The following is a 17,889-nucleotide window of genomic DNA, read 5'->3' on the forward strand; positions in this document are numbered from 1 at the left end:
ACCCTTGCTTCATCCCGACGAGAGCGGTGTGAAGCGCGTCGAGCCGTTCCAGGTCCTGCCGCGCGGTGGCGGCGTTGCCGGCGCGCGATGCACCCAGCGCCCGGGCGAAGACCACCAGCGCCTCGGCCTGCGGCCACTTGCGCCACTCGAACTCGCTGGCCGGCAGCGTCAGTGCTGCCGCCTCGGTCCACTGGCCGCGCTCGAGGGCATGCCGGGCCGGGATGGCCGCGATGGCATACCCGGAGGCGAATGCCAGCGGATGCTGCATGTTGATGACGGGGATCGCCCGGACCTCGTCAATCACCTTGCGGGCCTCGGCGTCCTGTCCGAGCTGGAGGTACCCGTAGACCATGTAGTCCTGGGCGTGGAGCTTGCTCGGCTGATCGGCAACCGCGGCCGACGACCGGTTGGACTCGACGGACTCCGACCAGGCCCCGACCCGGGTGAAGACGTGCGAGGGCATGTGGCGGGCGTGCGGGGCCGCCGGCGCGATCGAGGCGTAACGGCGGGCCGCAGTGAGGCCCTTGGCCGCGATCGGCGGGTAGTCATAGCTGTGGATCAGATAGTGCGCCACGCCCGGGTGCTGCGGCTGCCCGACGAAGACCTTCTCGAGGGTCCCGGCCGCCTTGAGCTGGTTGGCGTAGGTCTTGTCGGTGGGCAGCGCCGTCATGTTGAGCGACAGCGCGTAGAAGATCGCGGCCTCGCGGTCCGCGGGATGCCGCTGCGCGAGCCGCTCCATCGCCTTCTCATACGCCAGCGCGCGGGTCCGGTGATCGACCTTCTCGAAATCGCGGTAGAAGGTTTCGAGGGCCTCGATGAAGTCTCGCTCGCGGGGCGTCCTCGGGCTGGCGGCCTTCGCGCGCTGGATCGCCTCCCAACCCTCCTCTAGGGCCTTGCGCGACTGGGCACTCGCGAGCGGGTTGCCGAGCTTCACCATCGCAGTGCCCCAGTGGGCCAGCGCGCAGCCCGGGTCGGCCTGGGCCACGGTGGCGAAGGCCTTGCCAGCCGCCTCCAGCCAGAACGAGTGGAGCAGGGCCACCGCGCGGTCGAAGTCGGCCTGGACGGAGGCGCTGCAGGAGGTGGGGAACGTGACCTTGCCGAGCTGGTCCGAGGCGTATGACATTGCGGGAACGGCCAGGAGCAACGACACCACCATCATCAGGGTGCGGAGCGCTGAGTGCATCATGAGGACCTCCGTTCTGGAGAAGAATCGCGACGGCACGGGTCCTTCGGGCCCCGATCTCTAGCCAATCTGCATCATTATACCTAGCCGTTCGGATGATACAATCAGCGCCGATCCCCCGGGGTGCCATGCCAGGAGTCCAGCTTCGCGGCGGCCTGCTTCTTCTTCTCGCCTTCGCGGCACCGGCCGCCGCGGTCGACGACGGCCCGCTCACCGCTCCGGCTGCGCCCACGGTTCCGGCGCCGGCGGTCTCACCCGAGCGGCGCTACAACGAGGGGCTCGCGCTGGCGAAGCGGCGCGACTGGCGCGGCGCGGAGGCGGCGTACCGCGATGCCCTGCGGGCCCGGCCCACGCTCGCCGAGGCCTGGAACGGCCTGGGGTACGCCCTCCGGAACCAGAGGAAGTTCGAGGAATCGGTCCGCGCGTACTACGAGGCCCTCCGCCTGCGACCCGTGTATCCCGAGGCGCTCGAATATCTCGGCGAGGCCTACGTGCAGATGGGCCGTATCGACGAAGCCCGGCGGCTGCTGGACCGACTACGGGAGCTCGGCGCGCCGGAGGCCGAGGACCTCGCGCAGGCGATCGCCGGCGCACCGCCGCCCTGAGCCGGTGGGGGCCGCCACTGGGGGCCAGCCCGGGGCGTTCTAATCGGACGCGCGGCCGACGCTCGGAATGGACAGGAGCACACGGCAGCCGGAGGGTCGGCCCTCCACTTCCTCGAGGGACTCGATCGTGATCGTTCCGCCATGCACCTCCGCGACCCGACGCGCGAGCGTGAGCCCCAGGCCCACGCCGCGCCGCGAGTCGCCTTCAGCTCCGGACCGGGCCGCGGCGGCCCTGCCGGTCGTGTCCCCGCGGTAGAACGGGGCGAAGACCTTCTCGCGATCGGCCGGTGCGACACCACTCCCGACGTCGCTGACCGCGAGGACGACGCGACCATGCCCGAGAGGCCGGGGCGAGCTCCGCCAGGTCCGGGAGTTGCCCACAGGTTATCCACTTATCCACAGCCATCCACGCCCTCGAAATCGGACGGCCTGATGCCCCTTCGCGGGCGCGTCGCAAGAAACGTGACGGCCCGGCCGTACTCGGCGCGGAGGCCATCTGCAGGCGCCAGCATTGACGGGGGACGAGGGCACCCGATGCCCGCCAGCATGCGGCCGGTGCGGCGAAGCGAAGCCTTGACAGGTCGAGGGCGGGGGGAGTTCCTCGATCGGACCGGCGCCCGCTGCCTGCGCAAGCCCTTCGCGATGGCCGAGATCCGTCGAGTGATCCAGGAGGTCCTCCCCCCCGCCACCTAGCCTCCCGCCGCACACCGGTCGTCAGTCCCGGCAACGGCGCCGTGTTCCGCAAGGGCCCGCAACTCGCTGGTCCCCCGTGGTCGGGAAAATCATCTTGACAGGGGTTGGGTTCGTATGGTGGACTCTCTGCTCGCATGGCGGACTCGGTCGGAAGTATAGCGAAGGCGTTCGCAGCGCTGGGCGTCTTCTCTACGAGCCGGCCGGAGGCGACTCCGTCGGAGATCGCCGCCGCGCTCCGGGTACCGCGGCCGACGGTCCAGCGGATCCTGAAGACCCTGATGAGCGTCGGCGCCGTCGCCCAGGATCCGGTCACGAAGCGCTATCGGCTGGGCTACCGGCTGTTCGAACTCGGGACGCTCGTGGCCGAGCTCACCGAGGTCCGGCGGGTGGCGCTGTCGCACATGGTGCAGCTGCGCGACATCGTCCGGGCCGGCGTGTACCTCACGATCGCCGAGCGGCATCACGGGCTCGTGCTCGAAGCGCTCGAGCCGCCGAGCGGCCCGGTCATGTGGAGCCGCGCCGGAGTGACGCGACCGCTCCACGCCGGCTCGATGATGAAGGTCCTGCTCGCCCATCTGCCCGCGGCCGAGATCGACGCCGTGATCCGCGCCGGCCTGGGGAAAGTGGGACCCAAGACGATCACGAGCCGGGCGGAGCTCCTTCGGGATCTGGAGACGATCCGCAAGCGAGGATACGCGTTCAGCCACGACGAGTACGGCAGTGGAGGGTTCGGAATCTCCGCCCCGATTCGCGGCGGCAACGGCAGCGTCATCGCCGGGGTCGGAGTCGGCATCCAGGCGCATCAGTTCATGAAGTCGCGGATGCCGGACGTGGTGCGAGCGGTGAAGGCGACCGCCGCAAGGATCTCGGCGGAGCTGGGATACAAGGATCTGCGTTCGTCATAGACGGAGGGGAGGAACCCATGATGGATGACGGCCGGCGAAGCGTGTGTGTCGCCCTCGTGACAGCGGTCCTCGTGAGCCTCGCGCCGGCATCGGCCGGCGCGCAAGGCAACGCGATCGTGATCGGCGCGCATCTGCCGCTGACCGGCGCGAACGCCGATCCCGCGGCACGGATGCAGCGCGGCTATCAGTTGCTCGTCGATGATGTCAACGCGCGGGGGGGGATCAAGGGCCGCCCGCTGCAGCTCGTCATCGAGGACGATCGGAACGACCCGACCACCGTGCGCGCCGCCATCGATCGGCTCGGGACGCGCGACAAGGCGGTGGGCATCCTGGGCACGTACGGGAGCGCGAACGGGATGGCCGGGGCGCAGCAGGCCGAACGCTACGGCATCCCGAACATCCAGCCGTTTACGAGCAACCCGAAGATCGTTCAGAGCGGGCACCGTTTCGTCTTCAATCTCACCGCGGGAGACGACGAGCGCTGGAACACGATCCTGAATTACCTCTTGCCGGCGTCGCGGGCGAAGCGGATCGCCGGCGTGTCCATCGAGGGCATCCATACCGCCTCCTTCAGCGCGCTGAAAGATGCGGTGGCGAAGGCGGGCGGCACGGTCGTCGCGGAGGAAGCGATCGCGAGCAAGCAGTTCGACATGGCGGCGCTCGCGACGCGGCTGAAGGAGCGGAAGCCGGACCTGCTCATCTACAATGCCACGACGGCGCAGTCGATCCAGATCCACCGGAGCCTGAAGCAACTGAACGTCAACATCCCGTGGGTGGCTCGGTCACCGAGCTTCGGACTCGACACCGACCTCGTCGCGGCGCTTGGCAAGGATCTCGACTTCGTCGTCGGCCTCGACGAGTGGTACCTCGGCATGCAGAGCGCGGGCAACGCGGACTTCGAGCGTAGCTTCCAGGCTCGACACAAGTACGCGCCAACGCGGATGGAAGCGAAGGCCTATGCGACGGCGCAGTTGATGGTGCGCGCCATCGAGCAGGCGGCGGAGATGACTCCCCAGGCGGTGCGGGACACCCTGTTGAAGGGCAAGATCCAGACGATCATCGGCGAGATGGCGTTCAAGGAGAACGGGCAGCGGCATCCCCAGAACCTCGTCGGCCAGCTCCAGGGTGGCAAGGTGGTGATTCTCTGGCCGGCAGCCGCCAAGCTGGGCGAGCCGAAGCCAGCTCCCGACTGGACGGCACGGTAGGCGACGTCCGGTGGTGACGTTCGGGCAGGTGGTGGTCAACGGGCTCGCGCTCGGAAGCATCTACCTGCTCATCGCGATCGGCCTCGTGCTCGTTTTCAGCGTGCTGAAGGTCGTGAACTTCGCCCACGGGGAACTGCTGATGGTCGGTGGCTATCTCGTCTACCTGGGTCTTGAGATCCTCCGCTGGGGCGTGGCGGGAACATCGCTGATCCTCATCGCGGGCATGGTGCTCCTCGGGGCGATCGTGTACGTCGGCGTGATGCGTCCCGCGCTGCGCCGGCCGCCGATCAACCAGCTTGTCGCGACGTTTGCCGTGGCGGTGCTGCTGCAGAACGGCGTCCAGCTCTTGCTCGGTGCCGATGTCCGTTCGCTGCGGCTCGAGTTCGCGACCGTCGAGGTCTTGGGCCTTGCCATCTACGGCCCGACGCTCGTCGGGATCGTGCTGTCGCTGACGATGCTGACGGCGTTGGCCGTCGTGCTGCGTCGTACCGAGTTCGGGATCATCGTGCGTGCCGTCGCGCAGGACCGCGCGGCCGCGGAGGTCGCCGGAATCCGGACGAGCCTGGTGTGCGGGCTGGTGTTCGTGTTCGGAACGGTCCTGGCCGGTCTTGGCGGCTTGTTCCTCGCGCTCAGCTACTCGCTCACGCCCCACGCCGGCGCCGAGTACACGCTCAAGGCCTTCGCGGTCGCCGTGCTCGCCGGCATGGGGAACATCGGCGCCGCCGCTGCCACGAGCCTGCTTCTCGGTCTCGGCGAGTCGCTGGTCGGCGTGTACCAAGGGTCGCGCGCCATCAATCTGGTGACGTACGGCATCCTGGTCGCCACGCTGATCGCGCGGCCGACTGGCCTGATCCGCGGGGAGCGCGGGTAGTCCGCCGCATGGCCCGTCGACCGGTCGTGCGGGATGTCGCGATCCTCGGGGCGGCCTCGGGGGTGTCGGCGGTCGTCGGGATCGTCACGGATCCGTATGTCGGCGGCGTCCTCACGACGGCGCTGATGTTCATCGGTTTGACGGCTGCCTGGCATCTGGTCGGCGGATACCTCGGACAGCTGTCGCTCGGGCACGCGGCACTGTTCGGAGCCGGCGCGTACGTCACCACCCACCTCGGGTCGACCACGACGCTCCCGCTGCCGGTCCTCTTCGCGGCGGGCGCGGGCGGTGCCGCGCTGACCGCGCTCGCGATGGCCCCGGCCTTTCGCGCCCGCGGCATCTACTTCGCGATCGCGACGCTCGGCGTCACCGGCCTGTCGCAGGTCGCCGCGGTGCTGCTGGCACCGGGCGGGAACCTCGGGATCGTCATGCCGTTCACGTTCGCGCCGTTCAGCCGCGCGCCGTTCTTCTGGGCGCTCGGTCTCGCCCTCGTCAGCGTCCTGACCGTGCGGCTCATCATGGCGTCGCGACACGGGCGGGCCATCGCGGCGATCCGGGACGACGAGGACGCGGCGGCATCGCTCGGCATCGATGCCCTGCGCTACAAGGTGACGATCCTCCTCCTGAGCGCGGTCCTCACGGGACTCATCGGCGGGTTCTACGCCGTGCGGACGGCGTTCGTCGATCCGGACACCGTCTTCGACGTGATGATCAATGTTCGGTTGCTGCTCATGGCGATCGTGGGCGGCATGGGCACGTTCTGGGGGCCCATCCTGGGCGCGCTCACGGTGAGCATTGCCGACGAGGCGCTCCGCGTCTACGTGGGCCCGGAAGCGGCGATGATTCTCTACGCGCTGCTGCTCTTGCTGCTCACGCTGTGGGCGCCCGCCGGCGTCGGCGCCGTGGTGCGGTCGCCGCACGGTCGCCGGCGGCGTTCCGGGGAGCGCGTGGCGACCATGCCGACCTCGAACGAGGTCTGACGGCGTGGCGCTGCTCGAGGCACGGAACATCAGCAAGCGGTTCGGCGGCCTTCAGGCCAACCGCGACCTCTCGCTCGACGTGTCGGACGGCGAGATCGTCGGGCTGATCGGGCCGAACGGAGCCGGAAAGACGACCTTCTTCAACATCGTCGCCGGCGTGTACCGGCCGGACACCGGCTCGCTTCGCTTCCGCGGGCGCGAGATCACGGGCGCTCGCCCGCACGTCGTCAGTCGCCTCGGCATCGCGCGGACGTTCCAGATCCCGCGTCCGTTCGACACGATGACGGTGATCGACAATGTGCTCGTCGGGCTGGTTCCGCGCGCGGGCGCCGCCGCGGCCGACCGCGAGGCTCGTGCGCTCGTCGCGGCCGTGGGCCTGACGGAAAAGGCGGACGCGCTCGCGTCCTCACTCAGCACGGGCCAGCGGAAGCGTCTCGAGCTGGCGCGGGCGCTGGCGACGAGGCCCTCGCTGCTTCTGCTGGACGAGGTCACCGGCGGCGTGGATCAGCGAAGCATCCCGGGGCTGGTGGAGCTTGTGCGTTCAGTGCGCGCGCGCGGGGTCACGCTCCTCGTCGTCGAGCACAACATGCGGGTGATGGCATCGCTTGCGGACCGGATCGTCGCGCTGAACCTGGGGGCGAAGATCGCCGAGGGTCGACCCGCCGAGGTCGCGCGCGACGCCGAAGTCGTCCGCACGTATCTCGGCGACACGTTCGTGACGGAGACGTCATGATGCTCGAGGTCCACGAGCTGGACGTGTGGTACGGCGACTTTCAAGTCCTCTGGGCCGTGTCGCTCACCGTCCAGGCCGGGGAGATCGTCGCGCTGCTCGGACCCAACGGGGCGGGCAAGAGCACGGCGATGAACGCGATCTCCGGGCTTGCCCGCCCGCGGCGCGGGACGATCCGCTTCGACCGCCGCTCGCTCGAGACCGAGCCGGCATACGCCCGCGCGCGGGTCGGGCTGGTCCACGTGCTCGAGCGGCGCCACGTATTCCCGCACCTCACGGTGCTCGAGAACCTCGTGGTCGGCTCGGTCGTGCCGCGATCGCGCGGCGCCCGCGCCGAGACGCTCGATGAGGTGTTTTCGCTCTTCCCGGTGCTGCAGGAGCGAAGGCAGCAGCGTGCGGGCACGCTGTCCGGGGGCGAGCAGCAGATGGTCGCCATTGGCCGCGGCCTGATGGGCCGGCCACGGCTGCTGATGCTGGACGAGCCGATGCTCGGGCTGTCGCCGAGATATCAGGCGGTCATCAGGGACACGATCCGGACCATCAACGCGCGAGGGGTCACCATCTTGATGATCGAGCAGCACGTGCAGGACACGCTCGGCGTGGCGCATCGCGCCTACGTGCTGGAGAGCGGGCGCGTGGCGATCGACGGGAGCAGCCAGTCGCTCCTCGCGTCGGCCAAGGTGCGCGAGATCTTCATGGGGACGTGAGGAGGGAGGCGCGGATGGGCACGGAAACGACGGACCACGGCACGATCACCGACGCGGCGCTCGACGAGCTCCGCTCGCGACTCGGCAAGGAGCTGCGACACCTCAGGCGGTCAGCGGTCGTCACCGACGAGTGGATCGAGCGGTACGCGTTCGCCATCGGCGATCAACACCCGCTCTGGACCGACCGGACGTACGCGGAACTCAGCCCGCACCGCAGTCTGCTGGCACCGCCGACGATGGTCTACGTGCTGAGCGGCTGGGACATCGGCACCGGGTTGCCCGGGGTCCACGGGATGTTCGTGCGCAGCCATCTCGAGTGGTCCCGACCGATTCGCGAGGGCGACCGGCTCCTCAGCGTGGGGCGGCTCTACGAGGTGACGGAGCGGCCCAGTCGGTTCGCCGGCCGCTCGGTGCTCCAGGGCACCGAAACGGTGTTCTCGGACGCGGAGGGTGCGGCCGTCTGTCGGGCCCGCAACTGGAACCTCCGCACCGAGCGGGGAGAGGCACGGCGCCGGGGCACCGTGGCGCGCAAGGAAAAACACACGTACACGGCCGAGGACCGGGCGCGGATCGAACGGGATGTCTTCCGGGAGACCATCCGCGGGGATCTGCCGCGCCGGTGGGCCGACACGCACGTCGGCGAGGTGCTGCCCGCGGTCGTCAAGGGCCCGCTCACGGTCACCGACATGGTCGGCTACATGCGCGGCGGATTCGGCGGCATCGCTCACGGTTTCTTCATGTACACCCACGGACTCGGCACGGCGTTCCGCCGTCGCCATCCGAGCGCGGTCATGTGGACGTCGCTGGGCATCGCGGATTCGCCGGAGGCGGTGCACTGGGACGACGAGCTCGCACGCGCGGCCGGCGTGCCGGCGGCGTACGACCTTGGGCCGCAGCGGATCGCGTGGATGGCGACTGTCGTCACGAACTGGATGGGCGACACCGCGTTCCTCCGCTCGCTCGATAGCCATCTCAAGAAGTTCGTGATCATGGCAGACACCGTCTGGTGCCGTGGCGTGGTCACGGGAAAGCAGCGAGACGGTGAGCGCGGGCTGGTGACGGTCGGGCTCGAGGCGATGAACCAGCTCGGCGAGCTCGTCGCCGTCGCCGAGGCGGTCGTGGAGCTTCCGGAATGACGGAGCTGGCGGCGAAAGAGGCGCGCTGCGTCGGCGTGGTCGATGGTGGGATGTTCGTGACCGAGGCGGGGGAGACCGTCGTGCTCGCCCGGGTCCGCGTGCCGCGAATGGGACTCCCCGGCGGCGCCGTTCTCCGGATGCTCGTTCAGCGCGTGGTCCAGGATCGTGACGTTCAGCTCGAAGCAGTCGGGAGAGACCACGCCGGACACGTCATCGCGGAGGTCTGGGTCGACGGTCGGAACGTGAACGACTACATGCTCCAGTGTGTCACGGAATGCGGCTATGGGCACGAGCGCGGTTGACCTGAGCGTCCTCGACGGTGTCCGTGCCGTCGAGTGCGCCTGGGGTGTGGCCGCGGCCTTTTGCGGGCACGCGCTCGCCGAGCTCGGAGCGGATGTCGTGTCGATCCGCGGAGCCGATGCCCCCTCCGGGGAGGTCTCCGCGCTCGGGGCGCTCAAGCGGCACGTGCGCGCCGACCTCCGGACCCCGGAGGGCGTGCGAGACGTCGAGCGACTCGTCGCGAGGGCTGACGTGTTCATCGAGGAGCGTGCGCCGCTCGGCTGGCCGGCAGGGGATCCCCTCGGGCCGCGGCTCGCGGCGTGTCAGCCGGCGCTGCTGTCCGTCTGCCTGTCCCCGTTCGGTCTCACTGGACCGAGAGCCGAGGCGTCCGCGTACCCGCTCAACGTCTACCACGCCAGCGGGTATGCCCAGCAGATCCCGCGGGACGCGCTGTGGCCCGAGTATCTCGTCCGGCCGCCCGTGCAAGCCGGCGGCCGCTGGGGTGAGGCGCAAGCTGGCCTCCTGGCTGCCGTCGCCACCGTGGCGTGTCTCATCCGTGCGGACGGGCCGGCTGGCGGCGTCATCGACTGCTCGAAGCAGGACGCGCTCGTCAGCATGAACTGGACCGAGATCGTGCGTTACCTGAACGAGGGCCGGACGGTGACCCGGCTCGAACCCTGGGTCACGTTCGTCGGCGGCGTTCTGCCGGCGAGCGATGGCTACGTGCAGATCACGATCATGGAGGATCACCAGTGGCGGTCGGCGATGGAGCTGCTCGGTGATCCGGAATGGGCGCGGGCGCCCGAGCTGTCGACCCAGCCGGGCCGTCTCGGCGCCTGGCAAGACGTGGCCAAGCGCCTGGCGAACGAGACGAGGCGGCATAGCCGGACGGATCTCTATCGTCGGGGCCAGGCGCTCGGCCTGCCGATCGCTCCGGTGTTCACGCTGGGCGACGTCCTCGCGGACGAGAGCCTCGAGCGACGAGGCGTGTGGCGCACCGTGACGACACCGTCAGGAGAGCAGCTCCGGTTGCCGCGGTGGTCGACGTCCGTCCGCCATCGTGCGCCGGGGGCGCCACCGCGACCCGCGGCCGTCACGCCGGAAGCGGGCCGCCCATGAAGCGCCCATACACCGGACTCCGCGTCGTCGAGGTCGGCGACCGCCTCGGTGCGGCGTACGGCGCGCGCCTTCTTGCTGACCTCGGCGCCGACGTCGTGAAGATCGAACCGCCTTCAGGGTCCTCCGTGCGCCGGTACGGGCCGTTTCCCGACGGCACGCACGACCCCGAATCGAGCGGGCTCTTCATCTTGTTGAACGCGGGCAAGCGCAGTGTCGTGTTGGACCTCTCCGCGGCAGAGCCGCGCGAGAGCCTGCGCGCGCTGATCGGCACCGCCGACGTGCTCGTGACGGGTCTCCGGCGCGCCGCGCTCGATGAGATCGGGCTCACGGACGCCTCGCTGTCAGCGGGGCACCCGACGCTCATCATGGCGGCCGTCACGGCATTCGGCCTCACCGGGCCGTACCGTGATTTCGAAGGCTCGGAGCTCGTGACCGCGGCATTCAGCGGCGTGGTGCGGCGCATCGGACATCCGGATCGCGAACCCCTGACACTGCCGCTCGCGCAGGCCGCCTATCAGGCCGGACTCGCTGCGGCCAGTGGCATCACGTGCGCCCTGCTCTCGCGCCGCCGATCCGGCCAGGGCCAAGTCGTCGACGTGTCCGAGGCAGAGGTCTTCGCGACCGTCCACGCCGGGTTCTCGGTGACTCGGTATCAGCTTGCCGGGCATCTCGAGCGGCGAGCCGGCCACCGCTTCGCCAATCAGCCGTATCCGCAGACGGTCTTGCCCTGCAAGGACGGCTACGTCGAGCTGAACTGCCCCGAAGGCCGGGAGTGGGCGCGCTTCGTCGAGATGATCGGCAGCCCCGAGTGGACCCGGAACCCGAGGTACGCGAACCGCACGAAGAACAACGTGGAGTACGCGGACGAGCTCGATGCGCTGCTTCTGCCCTGGCTCGGCCGTCACACCCGGGCCGAGATCTTCGCGATGAGCCGCGAGCGGCACATCGCATGTGGTCCCGTGCGCCTCGTGGACGAGGTGCTGGCGGATGAGCAGCTCGCCGAGCGCGAGTTCTTCTGCACGGTCGATGTTCCGGGCGGCAAGCAGATCACGATTCCTGGCTTTCCCGCGCGCTTCTCGCGAACGCCGGCCCAGGTCGGCGGGCCGGCGCCACGTCTGGGCGAGCACACCGCTGAAGTGCTGGCCGAGCTGAGGTGATGCCGTGGGACTGTTTCAGGGGTCGGAGCGGAGCAGACGACGAAGGAGGGCTGAAGTGCTGGCCGAGCTGAGGTGATGCCGTGGGACCGTTGAGCGGATTTCGAGTGGTCGACAGGGGCTGGGTCTGGGCCGGCGCGATCCCGGGCCAGCTCCTCGCGGACATGGGCGCCGAAGTGATCAAGGTCGAATCGCGGCGGCGTCTCGACTACATGCGCCAGGGCAAGCCGCTGATCGGAACGAATCCGGACCCGGAGCAGAATCCGTGGTTCCACGCCCTGAATCGCAACAAGAAGAGCATCACGGTGAACCTCGGATCGCCGCGCGGCGTGGAATTGCTGCGCGAAGTCGTCCGGCGCAGCGACGTGCTGCTCGAGAACTTCACGCCGGGCTTCATGCACCGCATCGGTTTCGACTACGCGGCGCTCGCCGAGATCCATCCGCGGCTGGTGATGCTGTCGCTGTCCGGGGTGGGGCAGTCCGGGCCGCTGCGCGAGATGCCGGCGTATGCGCCGCTGATGGCCGGCATGTCGGGACTCGACAGCCTGGTCGGCTACCCCGGCGAGCGCGTGCTGGGCATCCAGCAACCCTACGCCGACTCGAATGCGGGCGTGTGGGCGGCGTTCGCGGTCCTGGCGGCGCTGTTCCACCGGGAGCAGACGGGTGAGGGCCAGCACGTCGACGTCTCCGAGCTCGAGGCCGGCGTGTCGGTGATCGGAGAGGCGATCGTGGAGTACGGTCTCACCGGGGTGGTTCCGGCACCGTGCGGCAACGACCGGCGCGGCTATGCACCACACGGACACTACCCCTGCGCCGGCGTTGACGTGTGGATTGCCATCTCGGTGGCGTCCGACGCGGAGTGGGCGGGCTGCTGCCGGGCGCTCGAGACGGTGGAGCTTGGCGCCGCGCCGCGGTTCGCGACGGCGGAGGGCCGGTGGGAGCACCGGCGGGAACTCGATCGGGAGATCGCGCGTCACACCCGCAAGTTCGAGGCGATGCCGTTGATGCACCGGCTCCAGGCGGAGCACGTGGCGGCCGCGCCGATCATGGGACCGGCCGCGCTCGCCGAGGACCCGCATCTCCGCGCTCGGGGAGCGTTCGCGGAGGTCCATCACCCCGTCCTCGGCCGGGAACTCGTCTATGGTCCGGCGTGGACGCTGAGTGGAACGCCCGGCGGTGTCGACCGGCATGCGCCGCTGCTCGGCGAGCACAACGCGGAGATCTTCGGCTCGCTGCTCGGCCTGACCGCCGACGAGGTCGCCGCGCTCGAGCGCGAGGGCGTGCTGTCGTGAGCGACGCCGGGCGGCCGCTGGCGGGTCTTCGCGTGCTCGACTTCACGTGGGCAGCGATGGGCCCGTACGCCGGATACCTGCTGGGCGGGCTCGGGGCCGAGGTCATCCACGTGGGACGGCCCGACGCTCAACAGAGCGGACGGGCGACGGCGGCGCTCTACCAGGAGCTCAACTCCGGCAAGATCTGCGTGCGCATCGACGTCAAGCGTGCCGGCGGCCAGGCCCTCGTGCGCCGCATGGCCTCCAAAGCCGACGTGTTCCTGGAGAACTTCCGTCCAGGGGTCGTCGAGCGACTTGGCCTCGGCTACGACGATCTGAGCCGGGACAACGCGCGCCTCGTGATGGTGTCGGCATCCTCCGTCGGACGTGAACGGACGGAGGGCGACGACGTCGGCTATGCGCCGATCTTCTGCGCCCTGTCCGGGGTGGCGCATCTGACCGGCCATCCTGACGCTCCGCCGGTCGAGATCCGTCACCCTGCCGACCTCACCGGTGGCGCCGTGGTCGTCCTGGCGGCGCTGGCGGGGCTCGCGCGTCGCCGGCGAACCGGGACGGGGTGCTATGTCGATCTCGCTGCCCGCGAGGCTCTGCTGTGGACGCTGGCGCCCGCGCTCGCGGCGTCGCAGGCCGACCCCGCGACCGACCGGCGGATGGGGAACGCGCATGCGCGGCACGTTCCGCACGGCGTGTTCCAGTGCGCGGGCCAGAACCGGTGGGTCAGCATCGCCGTGGGGAGCGACGAGGAGTGGCGGCGGTTCTGCGACGCGCTCGGCCGGCGCGAGCTCTCCGACGATGCGCGCTTCGCAACGGAGCCGGATCGCGGGGCGCACCGCGAGGAGGTGGACCGGATCGTCGACGAGTGGGCGAGTCAGCGCAGCGTCGAGACGGCGGCCGCGACTCTGCAGGCGGCGCGAGTGGCCGCCGTTCCGTCCATGACGAACCGGGACGTGTGCGAGGACGCCCACATCCGCGCCCGTGGCGTCCTGGATCACGTCGACCTCGGCGACGTCCGCCGGTGGTTTGCGACGCCGCCCTGGGTCTTCGCCGGCACGCCGCGGCGGCTTCCCGAGACGCTGACGGGGGCCGAGGCTCGTCGGCACGCGTTCGGAACGGTTCTCGGGCTCGACGATGCGACGATCGCCGGGCTCGAGGCCGACCAGGTCATCGGCTGACGTGGGGGCGAAGAGGGGCTACCTTGACAGGAGGTGGATGAGATGACTCGGCGCTACATCGTCGGCATGGTGACGGCAATCCTGGCACTGTGGGGGCTCGCGCTCGAAGCATCGGCGGGCTCCAAGTGGGATCTGGTCCTCTACGTGGGCATCACGCACCCGGTGGCTCAGTACTTCAAGGAGTTCGCCGGCGAGGTGAAGAAGCGGACGCGCGGCGAGCTCGAGATTGTCGTGCGCCCCAGTGGTGAGCTGCCCTACAAGATCACCGAGATCGCGCGCGTGGTGGGGCAGGGCCCCCCGCCGCCGAGTCGCCACAGGGGCGCGCCCTGATGGCGCCTTACTGGGACCAGTGGGCGAAGGACTTGGGGCCTGCGGCCGGCGAGGCGCTGGGCGGCGTCCGCAAGATCCTGGGCAAGTGAGCGGGAGGCGAGCATGAGACCGAATCACGCGAAGCGACGCGCGCACGAGGGACGGGCCGTGTTCGGGTCTTTCGTGTTCTGCCGGGAGCCGGCGCACGTGGAGATCCTGGGCCTGGCCGGGTACGACTTCGTGATCATCGACACGGAGCACGCGGCACTGGACATGGCCGATGTGGAGCGCCTCGTGATCGCGGCGGACGCAGCCGCGATCACGCCCATCGTGCGAGTGGCGAAGGCGGATCCGCAGCTCATCGGCCGCGTGCTGGACCTCGGCGCCCAGGGGATCCTGCTCGCGCATCTCGGGAGCAGGGAAGATGCGGAACGGATCGGCCAGGCGGTGCGCTACGCCTCGGCCGGGATCCGCGGCGCCTGCTCGGCGGTGCGCGCGACCGGCTATTCCGCCACGCCCTTCGACCTCCACGTCAAGCAGACGGCAGAGGAGGTATGGGTGCTGGGGCTCATCGAGGACGCTGCCGCTGCCGACGCCATCGAGGACATCCTCGCCGGAGGGTACGTGGATGCCGTCATGCCCGGTCCGGGCGACCTGTCGACCTCGCTGGGCGTGCCGGGGCAGTTCACGCATCCCGAAGTGACGAAGCGCGTGGACCGGGTCATCGAGGCAGCCGGCAAGGCGTCGGTCACCGCCGCCATGTACGTGTCCGACCCGGCGGAGGCGGAACAGTGGATGGCCAGGGGCGCGCGCATGATCATCTACAGCGTTGACGCGAAGATTCTCTACCAGGCGTACCGGCGCGCGCTGGAGCAGATGCGGAAGTGAAGTACGACCTCCTGGTCCGCGGCGGCACGCTGGTGGACCCGGGCCAGGGCATCTCGGCACCCCGGGACGTCGCGTTCCACGCAGGCCGGGTGGCCGCGGTCATGCCGACGCTGTCGCCCGGAGATGCTGCCGAGGTGATCGATGCGACCGGTGGCATCGTGGCTCCCGGGCTGATCGACATCCACACCCACGTCTACCACGGCGTGTTCCACGCCGCCGCCCACGCGGATCGGGCGGCGCTGGCGAGCGGCGTGACCACCGTGGTCGACGCGGGCAGCAGCGGGTGGTCGACGTTTCCGGGATTCCGCGATTACGTGCTGCCGACCTACCGGACGCGCGTCTTCGCCTTCCTGCATATCGGCGCCGCCGGGCTCACGCTCGTGCCCATGGCGCCCGAGCTGCAGGATATCCGCCTTGCGCAGGTCGACGAGGCCGTCCGCGCCGTTCGCGAGAACCCCGATCTGATCTGCGGCGTCAAGGTGCGGATCACCCACGCCGCGACCGGCCAGGACAACCGCGATAACGCGCGCGAGGCGCTGCGGCGGGCCCGACAGGCGGCCGATCTGGCCGGAACCCGTTTGATGGTCCACGTGTCGGGGTCGCCGCTGGCGTTGCCGGAGATTCTCGACCAGTTACGACCCGGGGACATCGTCACCCACATCTTCAATGGATATGCGGAGCGGGCCCTCGGACCGGATGGCCGCGTTCAGCCCGAAGTGCGGGCGGCGGCCGCGCGCGGCGTCGTCATGGACGTCGGCCACGCCTCGATCCACTGTGACGTCACGGTGGCGCGCCAGGCCATGGCCGACGGCCTGCTTCCCACGACCCTGAGCACCGACCTCCACGCCCCGCCCCCGGGGCGGGTCCTCTACGGCCTGCGCGGGCTCATGTCGAAGTTCCTCGCCCTCGGGATGTCGCTCGAGGACGTGATCGGCGCCGTCACCAACCGGGCGGCGGCGGCGATCGGCAAGTCGGCGGAGCTCGGATCGCTGGCCCCCGGCATGGCGGGCGACGCGGTGGTCCTCGACCTCGAGGAAGGCGACTTCACGTTCCTGGACCATGCGCGGAACGAGGTCAGAGCCAGGCGGCGCTTTCGAACCCGCTGCGTGGTCCGTGATGGCCAGAGGCTCCGGCTCACGCCCGCGGCCCGCGACGAGCTCTGACGGGGCCACGGGGCGCGCTCGACCGGGGCAGCCCGGGGGGGGGGTGGATGGACGACTCGATCCGACTCCAGCCGTACGAGGGGGCGTGGCCGCCGGATGACCCCGATGCCGGGTTTCGCCGGATGGTGGCCGAGTACTCGCGCATCGACCCGCTGCCCACGCTCGAGGTTCTGAGCCGCCACAAGCAGATCCCGCTCGGGGCGCTGGTGCGATTCATCCTCGCCCGGTACGGCACCTCCGGCAGTGACGCCCTTCTCGAGATCGGCCCGCGAGTGGTGCGGCAGATGGAGGAGATCGTCCGGGAGGCCGAGGCCGCGGGTTCGGACGATGCCCGGCTGCGGGCGTACGCCGGGCTCAAGGCGATCATCGCCTGGCTGCAGGTGCCGCTCGACGATCCCCACTGGCGGCCGGGTGGGCGGTTGGCGCAAGCGCCCTAGGCGCTCACGCCGCCTGCGCCAGGGCGCTCGCGCCGTGAGCGCGCAGAGCGCGGCCAGCCACCTTCACGCCCCGTATCGCGGACGACCGCGTGCGCGAGGGCTGTGCGCTAGCCCTTCAGGTGCTTCGTGAAGAAGGCCACGCATCGCTTCCACGCATCCTCGCCAGCTCCATCAGCTCGATCAGCACCTGTCCGGTGCTCGCGGGATCGATGAAGGCGATCCGGCTGCCCTGATGTCCAGCCCGCGGAACCTCGTCGCGGAGCTTCACGCCCTTCGCTCTGAGCTCGCCCAGGGCCCCCTCGATGTCGTCGACCTCGAAGCAGAGGTGGTGCAGCACCTCGCCCCTCTCCCGGACGAGCTGCTCGTACGCCGACCCGGGTGCCGTCCCCGCGATCAGCTCGACGCTGGACTCGCCGACCCGATACAGTCCGATGCGGACCTGGGCCGACGCGATCTCTTCCTCGCCCGCCAGGTGCAGGCCGAGCACTCCCTCCCAGAAGGCGCGGCCCGCATCGACGTCGCGCACCGCGATGGCCACGTGCTCGATTCGGCGGATGTTCATCCGGTGAAGGGCTGCGCGCCGAGCCAGGCGGTCGGGCGCGGGATCGCTCGCTTCATGTCGTCGTTGATGCTGACGCCGTCATCGGTCGTGACCGTCGGCATGCCACCCTCCTGCGGCGCGGTCGGCGCTATGGCCGCCGCGCCGGACTCGGCTCCACGTGCGGCTTCCACGGGGCGTAGGGGTACGGGCCCTCGAGCGGCGTGCCCTGGCGGAAACGCTCGAGGCCGAAGGCCGAGACGTCGACCGTCCGCGCCGGCTCGCCCGCGATCACGTCGGCCACACACAGGCCCACCGCCGGGGCGATCTTGAAGCCGGCACCGCTGAACCCCGTCGCGAGGAACAGGCCCTCGATCCCGGTGATCCCGTCGAGCACCGCGTGACGGTCGCCGCTGTATGCGTCGAAGGCGCGATAGCCGCCGGTGAACATGGCGCGCTCCATCAGGGGCAGGCGGTGCGTCAGGATCCGCGCCCCGTCGAGGGGCGCGGTGGGCGGCAACGC

At 70.1% G+C, this 17,889-nt stretch carries 22 protein-coding genes; 18 read left to right on the plus strand and 4 right to left on the minus strand.

From position 1 onward, the window contains the following. Window positions 1-1,186 (minus strand): hypothetical protein (locus HYV93_18105; GenBank protein MBI2527884.1); only part of this gene is annotated, 1,186 nt, incomplete at its 3' end. A gap of 125 nt (window positions 1,187-1,311) precedes the next feature. Here HYV93_18105 and HYV93_18110 point away from each other — a divergent pair. Then, complete coding sequence (locus tag HYV93_18110; GenBank protein MBI2527885.1) at window positions 1,312-1,788, plus strand: tetratricopeptide repeat protein; 477 nt, start codon at window positions 1,312-1,314, stop codon at window positions 1,786-1,788. 39 nt (window positions 1,789-1,827) lie between these two features. Here the strand turns inward: HYV93_18110 and HYV93_18115 are convergent, their stop codons facing one another. Then, window positions 1,828-2,169, minus strand: a complete 342-nt coding sequence (locus tag HYV93_18115) for a HAMP domain-containing histidine kinase (protein ID MBI2527886.1) — start codon at window positions 2,167-2,169, stop codon at window positions 1,828-1,830. A 153-nt stretch (window positions 2,170-2,322) separates the two neighbouring features. Here HYV93_18115 and HYV93_18120 point away from each other — a divergent pair, with 153 nt between their 5' ends. The 17 genes from HYV93_18120 (at window position 2,323) to HYV93_18200 (ending at window position 16,828) form a co-directional block, all read left to right on the plus strand. Next, a complete protein-coding gene (locus HYV93_18120) occupies window positions 2,323-2,481 on the plus strand; it encodes a hypothetical protein (protein MBI2527887.1) in 159 nt (52 codons plus the stop codon). A 134-nt stretch (window positions 2,482-2,615) separates the two neighbouring features. Beyond that, complete coding sequence (locus HYV93_18125; GenBank protein MBI2527888.1) at window positions 2,616-3,386, plus strand: IclR family transcriptional regulator; 771 nt, start codon at window positions 2,616-2,618, stop codon at window positions 3,384-3,386. 71 nt (window positions 3,387-3,457) lie between these two features. After that, the gene (locus HYV93_18130; GenBank protein MBI2527889.1) at window positions 3,458-4,591 is read left to right on the plus strand and encodes an ABC transporter substrate-binding protein; all 1,134 of its coding nucleotides are present in this window, start codon (window positions 3,458-3,460) and stop codon (window positions 4,589-4,591) included. 10 nt (window positions 4,592-4,601) lie between these two features. Next, complete coding sequence (locus tag HYV93_18135) at window positions 4,602-5,462, plus strand: branched-chain amino acid ABC transporter permease (GenBank protein ID MBI2527890.1); 861 nt, start codon at window positions 4,602-4,604, stop codon at window positions 5,460-5,462. A gap of 8 nt (window positions 5,463-5,470) precedes the next feature. Next, window positions 5,471-6,442 carry a branched-chain amino acid ABC transporter permease gene (locus tag HYV93_18140; protein ID MBI2527891.1) on the plus strand — a complete coding sequence of 324 codons (972 nt, stop codon included), beginning with the start codon at window positions 5,471-5,473 and terminating at the stop codon, window positions 6,440-6,442. A gap of 4 nt (window positions 6,443-6,446) precedes the next feature. Continuing rightward, window positions 6,447-7,175: an ABC transporter ATP-binding protein gene (locus tag HYV93_18145; GenBank protein ID MBI2527892.1), complete on the plus strand. Its 729-nt coding sequence runs from the start codon at window positions 6,447-6,449 to the stop codon at window positions 7,173-7,175. Continuing rightward, complete coding sequence (locus HYV93_18150) at window positions 7,175-7,879, plus strand: ABC transporter ATP-binding protein (GenBank protein MBI2527893.1); 705 nt, start codon at window positions 7,175-7,177, stop codon at window positions 7,877-7,879. The genes HYV93_18145 and HYV93_18150 overlap by 1 nt, the downstream gene beginning before the upstream one ends. Window positions 7,880-7,893: 14 nt before the next feature. Beyond that, on the plus strand, window positions 7,894-9,015 hold the full coding sequence (locus HYV93_18155; GenBank protein MBI2527894.1) for a MaoC family dehydratase N-terminal domain-containing protein: 1,122 nt from the start codon (window positions 7,894-7,896) through the stop codon (window positions 9,013-9,015). Further along, entirely contained in the window at window positions 9,012-9,317 is a 306-nt protein-coding gene (locus tag HYV93_18160; GenBank protein MBI2527895.1) for a hypothetical protein, read from the plus strand. The genes HYV93_18155 and HYV93_18160 overlap by 4 nt, the downstream gene beginning before the upstream one ends. Further along, on the plus strand, window positions 9,298-10,413 hold the full coding sequence (locus tag HYV93_18165; GenBank protein ID MBI2527896.1) for a CoA transferase: 1,116 nt from the start codon (window positions 9,298-9,300) through the stop codon (window positions 10,411-10,413). The genes HYV93_18160 and HYV93_18165 overlap by 20 nt, the downstream gene beginning before the upstream one ends. Then, the gene (locus HYV93_18170) at window positions 10,410-11,570 is read left to right on the plus strand and encodes a CoA transferase (GenBank protein ID MBI2527897.1); all 1,161 of its coding nucleotides are present in this window, start codon (window positions 10,410-10,412) and stop codon (window positions 11,568-11,570) included. The genes HYV93_18165 and HYV93_18170 overlap by 4 nt, the downstream gene beginning before the upstream one ends. Before the next feature lie 89 nt (window positions 11,571-11,659). Next, a complete protein-coding gene (locus HYV93_18175) occupies window positions 11,660-12,859 on the plus strand; it encodes a CoA transferase (protein MBI2527898.1) in 1,200 nt (399 codons plus the stop codon). Further along, window positions 12,856-14,031, plus strand: coding sequence for a CoA transferase (locus HYV93_18180; protein ID MBI2527899.1), 1,176 nt, complete (start codon window positions 12,856-12,858; stop codon window positions 14,029-14,031). The genes HYV93_18175 and HYV93_18180 overlap by 4 nt, the downstream gene beginning before the upstream one ends. A 42-nt stretch (window positions 14,032-14,073) precedes the next feature. Beyond that, window positions 14,074-14,361, plus strand: coding sequence for a hypothetical protein (locus tag HYV93_18185; GenBank protein MBI2527900.1), 288 nt, complete (start codon window positions 14,074-14,076; stop codon window positions 14,359-14,361). A 102-nt stretch (window positions 14,362-14,463) separates the two neighbouring features. Continuing rightward, window positions 14,464-15,228: a hypothetical protein gene (locus HYV93_18190; GenBank protein MBI2527901.1), complete on the plus strand. Its 765-nt coding sequence runs from the start codon at window positions 14,464-14,466 to the stop codon at window positions 15,226-15,228. Then, window positions 15,225-16,391 (plus strand): amidohydrolase/deacetylase family metallohydrolase, encoded by a 1,167-nt coding sequence (locus HYV93_18195; protein MBI2527902.1) that lies wholly within the window; start codon window positions 15,225-15,227, stop codon window positions 16,389-16,391. Before HYV93_18190 ends, HYV93_18195 begins: the two co-directional genes overlap by 4 nt. Before the next feature lie 47 nt (window positions 16,392-16,438). After that, on the plus strand, window positions 16,439-16,828 hold the full coding sequence (locus HYV93_18200) for a hypothetical protein (protein MBI2527903.1): 390 nt from the start codon (window positions 16,439-16,441) through the stop codon (window positions 16,826-16,828). Window positions 16,829-16,943: 115 nt separating this feature from the next. Here the strand turns inward: HYV93_18200 and HYV93_18205 are convergent, their stop codons facing one another. Together HYV93_18205 and HYV93_18210 are read right to left on the minus strand one after the other, a co-directional pair. Next, window positions 16,944-17,390: a VOC family protein gene (locus tag HYV93_18205; protein ID MBI2527904.1), complete on the minus strand. Its 447-nt coding sequence runs from the start codon at window positions 17,388-17,390 to the stop codon at window positions 16,944-16,946. Between the two features lie 127 nt (window positions 17,391-17,517). After that, window positions 17,518-17,889, minus strand: a 372-nt coding sequence (locus HYV93_18210) for an FAD-binding oxidoreductase (protein MBI2527905.1), incomplete at its 5' end; no start/stop codon positions are given.

It is taken from the genome of Candidatus Rokuibacteriota bacterium, assembly GCA_016188005.1.
Lineage (GTDB): Bacteria > Methylomirabilota > Methylomirabilia > Rokubacteriales > CSP1-6 > UBA12499.

Coding starts and splice junctions, on each gene's coding strand:
- HYV93_18110 (MBI2527885.1), top strand. CDS start 1,312: ATGCCAGGAGTCCAGCTTCGCGGCGGCCTGCTTCTTCTTCTCGCCTTC.
- HYV93_18120 (MBI2527887.1), top strand. CDS start 2,323: ATGCCCGCCAGCATGCGGCCGGTGCGGCGAAGCGAAGCCTTGACAGGT.
- HYV93_18125 (MBI2527888.1), top strand. CDS start 2,616: ATGGCGGACTCGGTCGGAAGTATAGCGAAGGCGTTCGCAGCGCTGGGC.
- HYV93_18140 (MBI2527891.1), top strand. CDS start 5,471: ATGGCCCGTCGACCGGTCGTGCGGGATGTCGCGATCCTCGGGGCGGCC.
- HYV93_18150 (MBI2527893.1), top strand. CDS start 7,175: ATGCTCGAGGTCCACGAGCTGGACGTGTGGTACGGCGACTTTCAAGTC.
- HYV93_18155 (MBI2527894.1), top strand. CDS start 7,894: ATGGGCACGGAAACGACGGACCACGGCACGATCACCGACGCGGCGCTC.
- HYV93_18160 (MBI2527895.1), top strand. CDS start 9,012: ATGACGGAGCTGGCGGCGAAAGAGGCGCGCTGCGTCGGCGTGGTCGAT.
- HYV93_18165 (MBI2527896.1), top strand. CDS start 9,298: ATGGGCACGAGCGCGGTTGACCTGAGCGTCCTCGACGGTGTCCGTGCC.
- HYV93_18170 (MBI2527897.1), top strand. CDS start 10,410: ATGAAGCGCCCATACACCGGACTCCGCGTCGTCGAGGTCGGCGACCGC.
- HYV93_18185 (MBI2527900.1), top strand. CDS start 14,074: ATGACTCGGCGCTACATCGTCGGCATGGTGACGGCAATCCTGGCACTG.
- HYV93_18190 (MBI2527901.1), top strand. CDS start 14,464: ATGAGACCGAATCACGCGAAGCGACGCGCGCACGAGGGACGGGCCGTG.
- HYV93_18200 (MBI2527903.1), top strand. CDS start 16,439: ATGGACGACTCGATCCGACTCCAGCCGTACGAGGGGGCGTGGCCGCCG.
- HYV93_18205 (MBI2527904.1), bottom strand. CDS start 17,390: ATGAACATCCGCCGAATCGAGCACGTGGCCATCGCGGTGCGCGACGTC.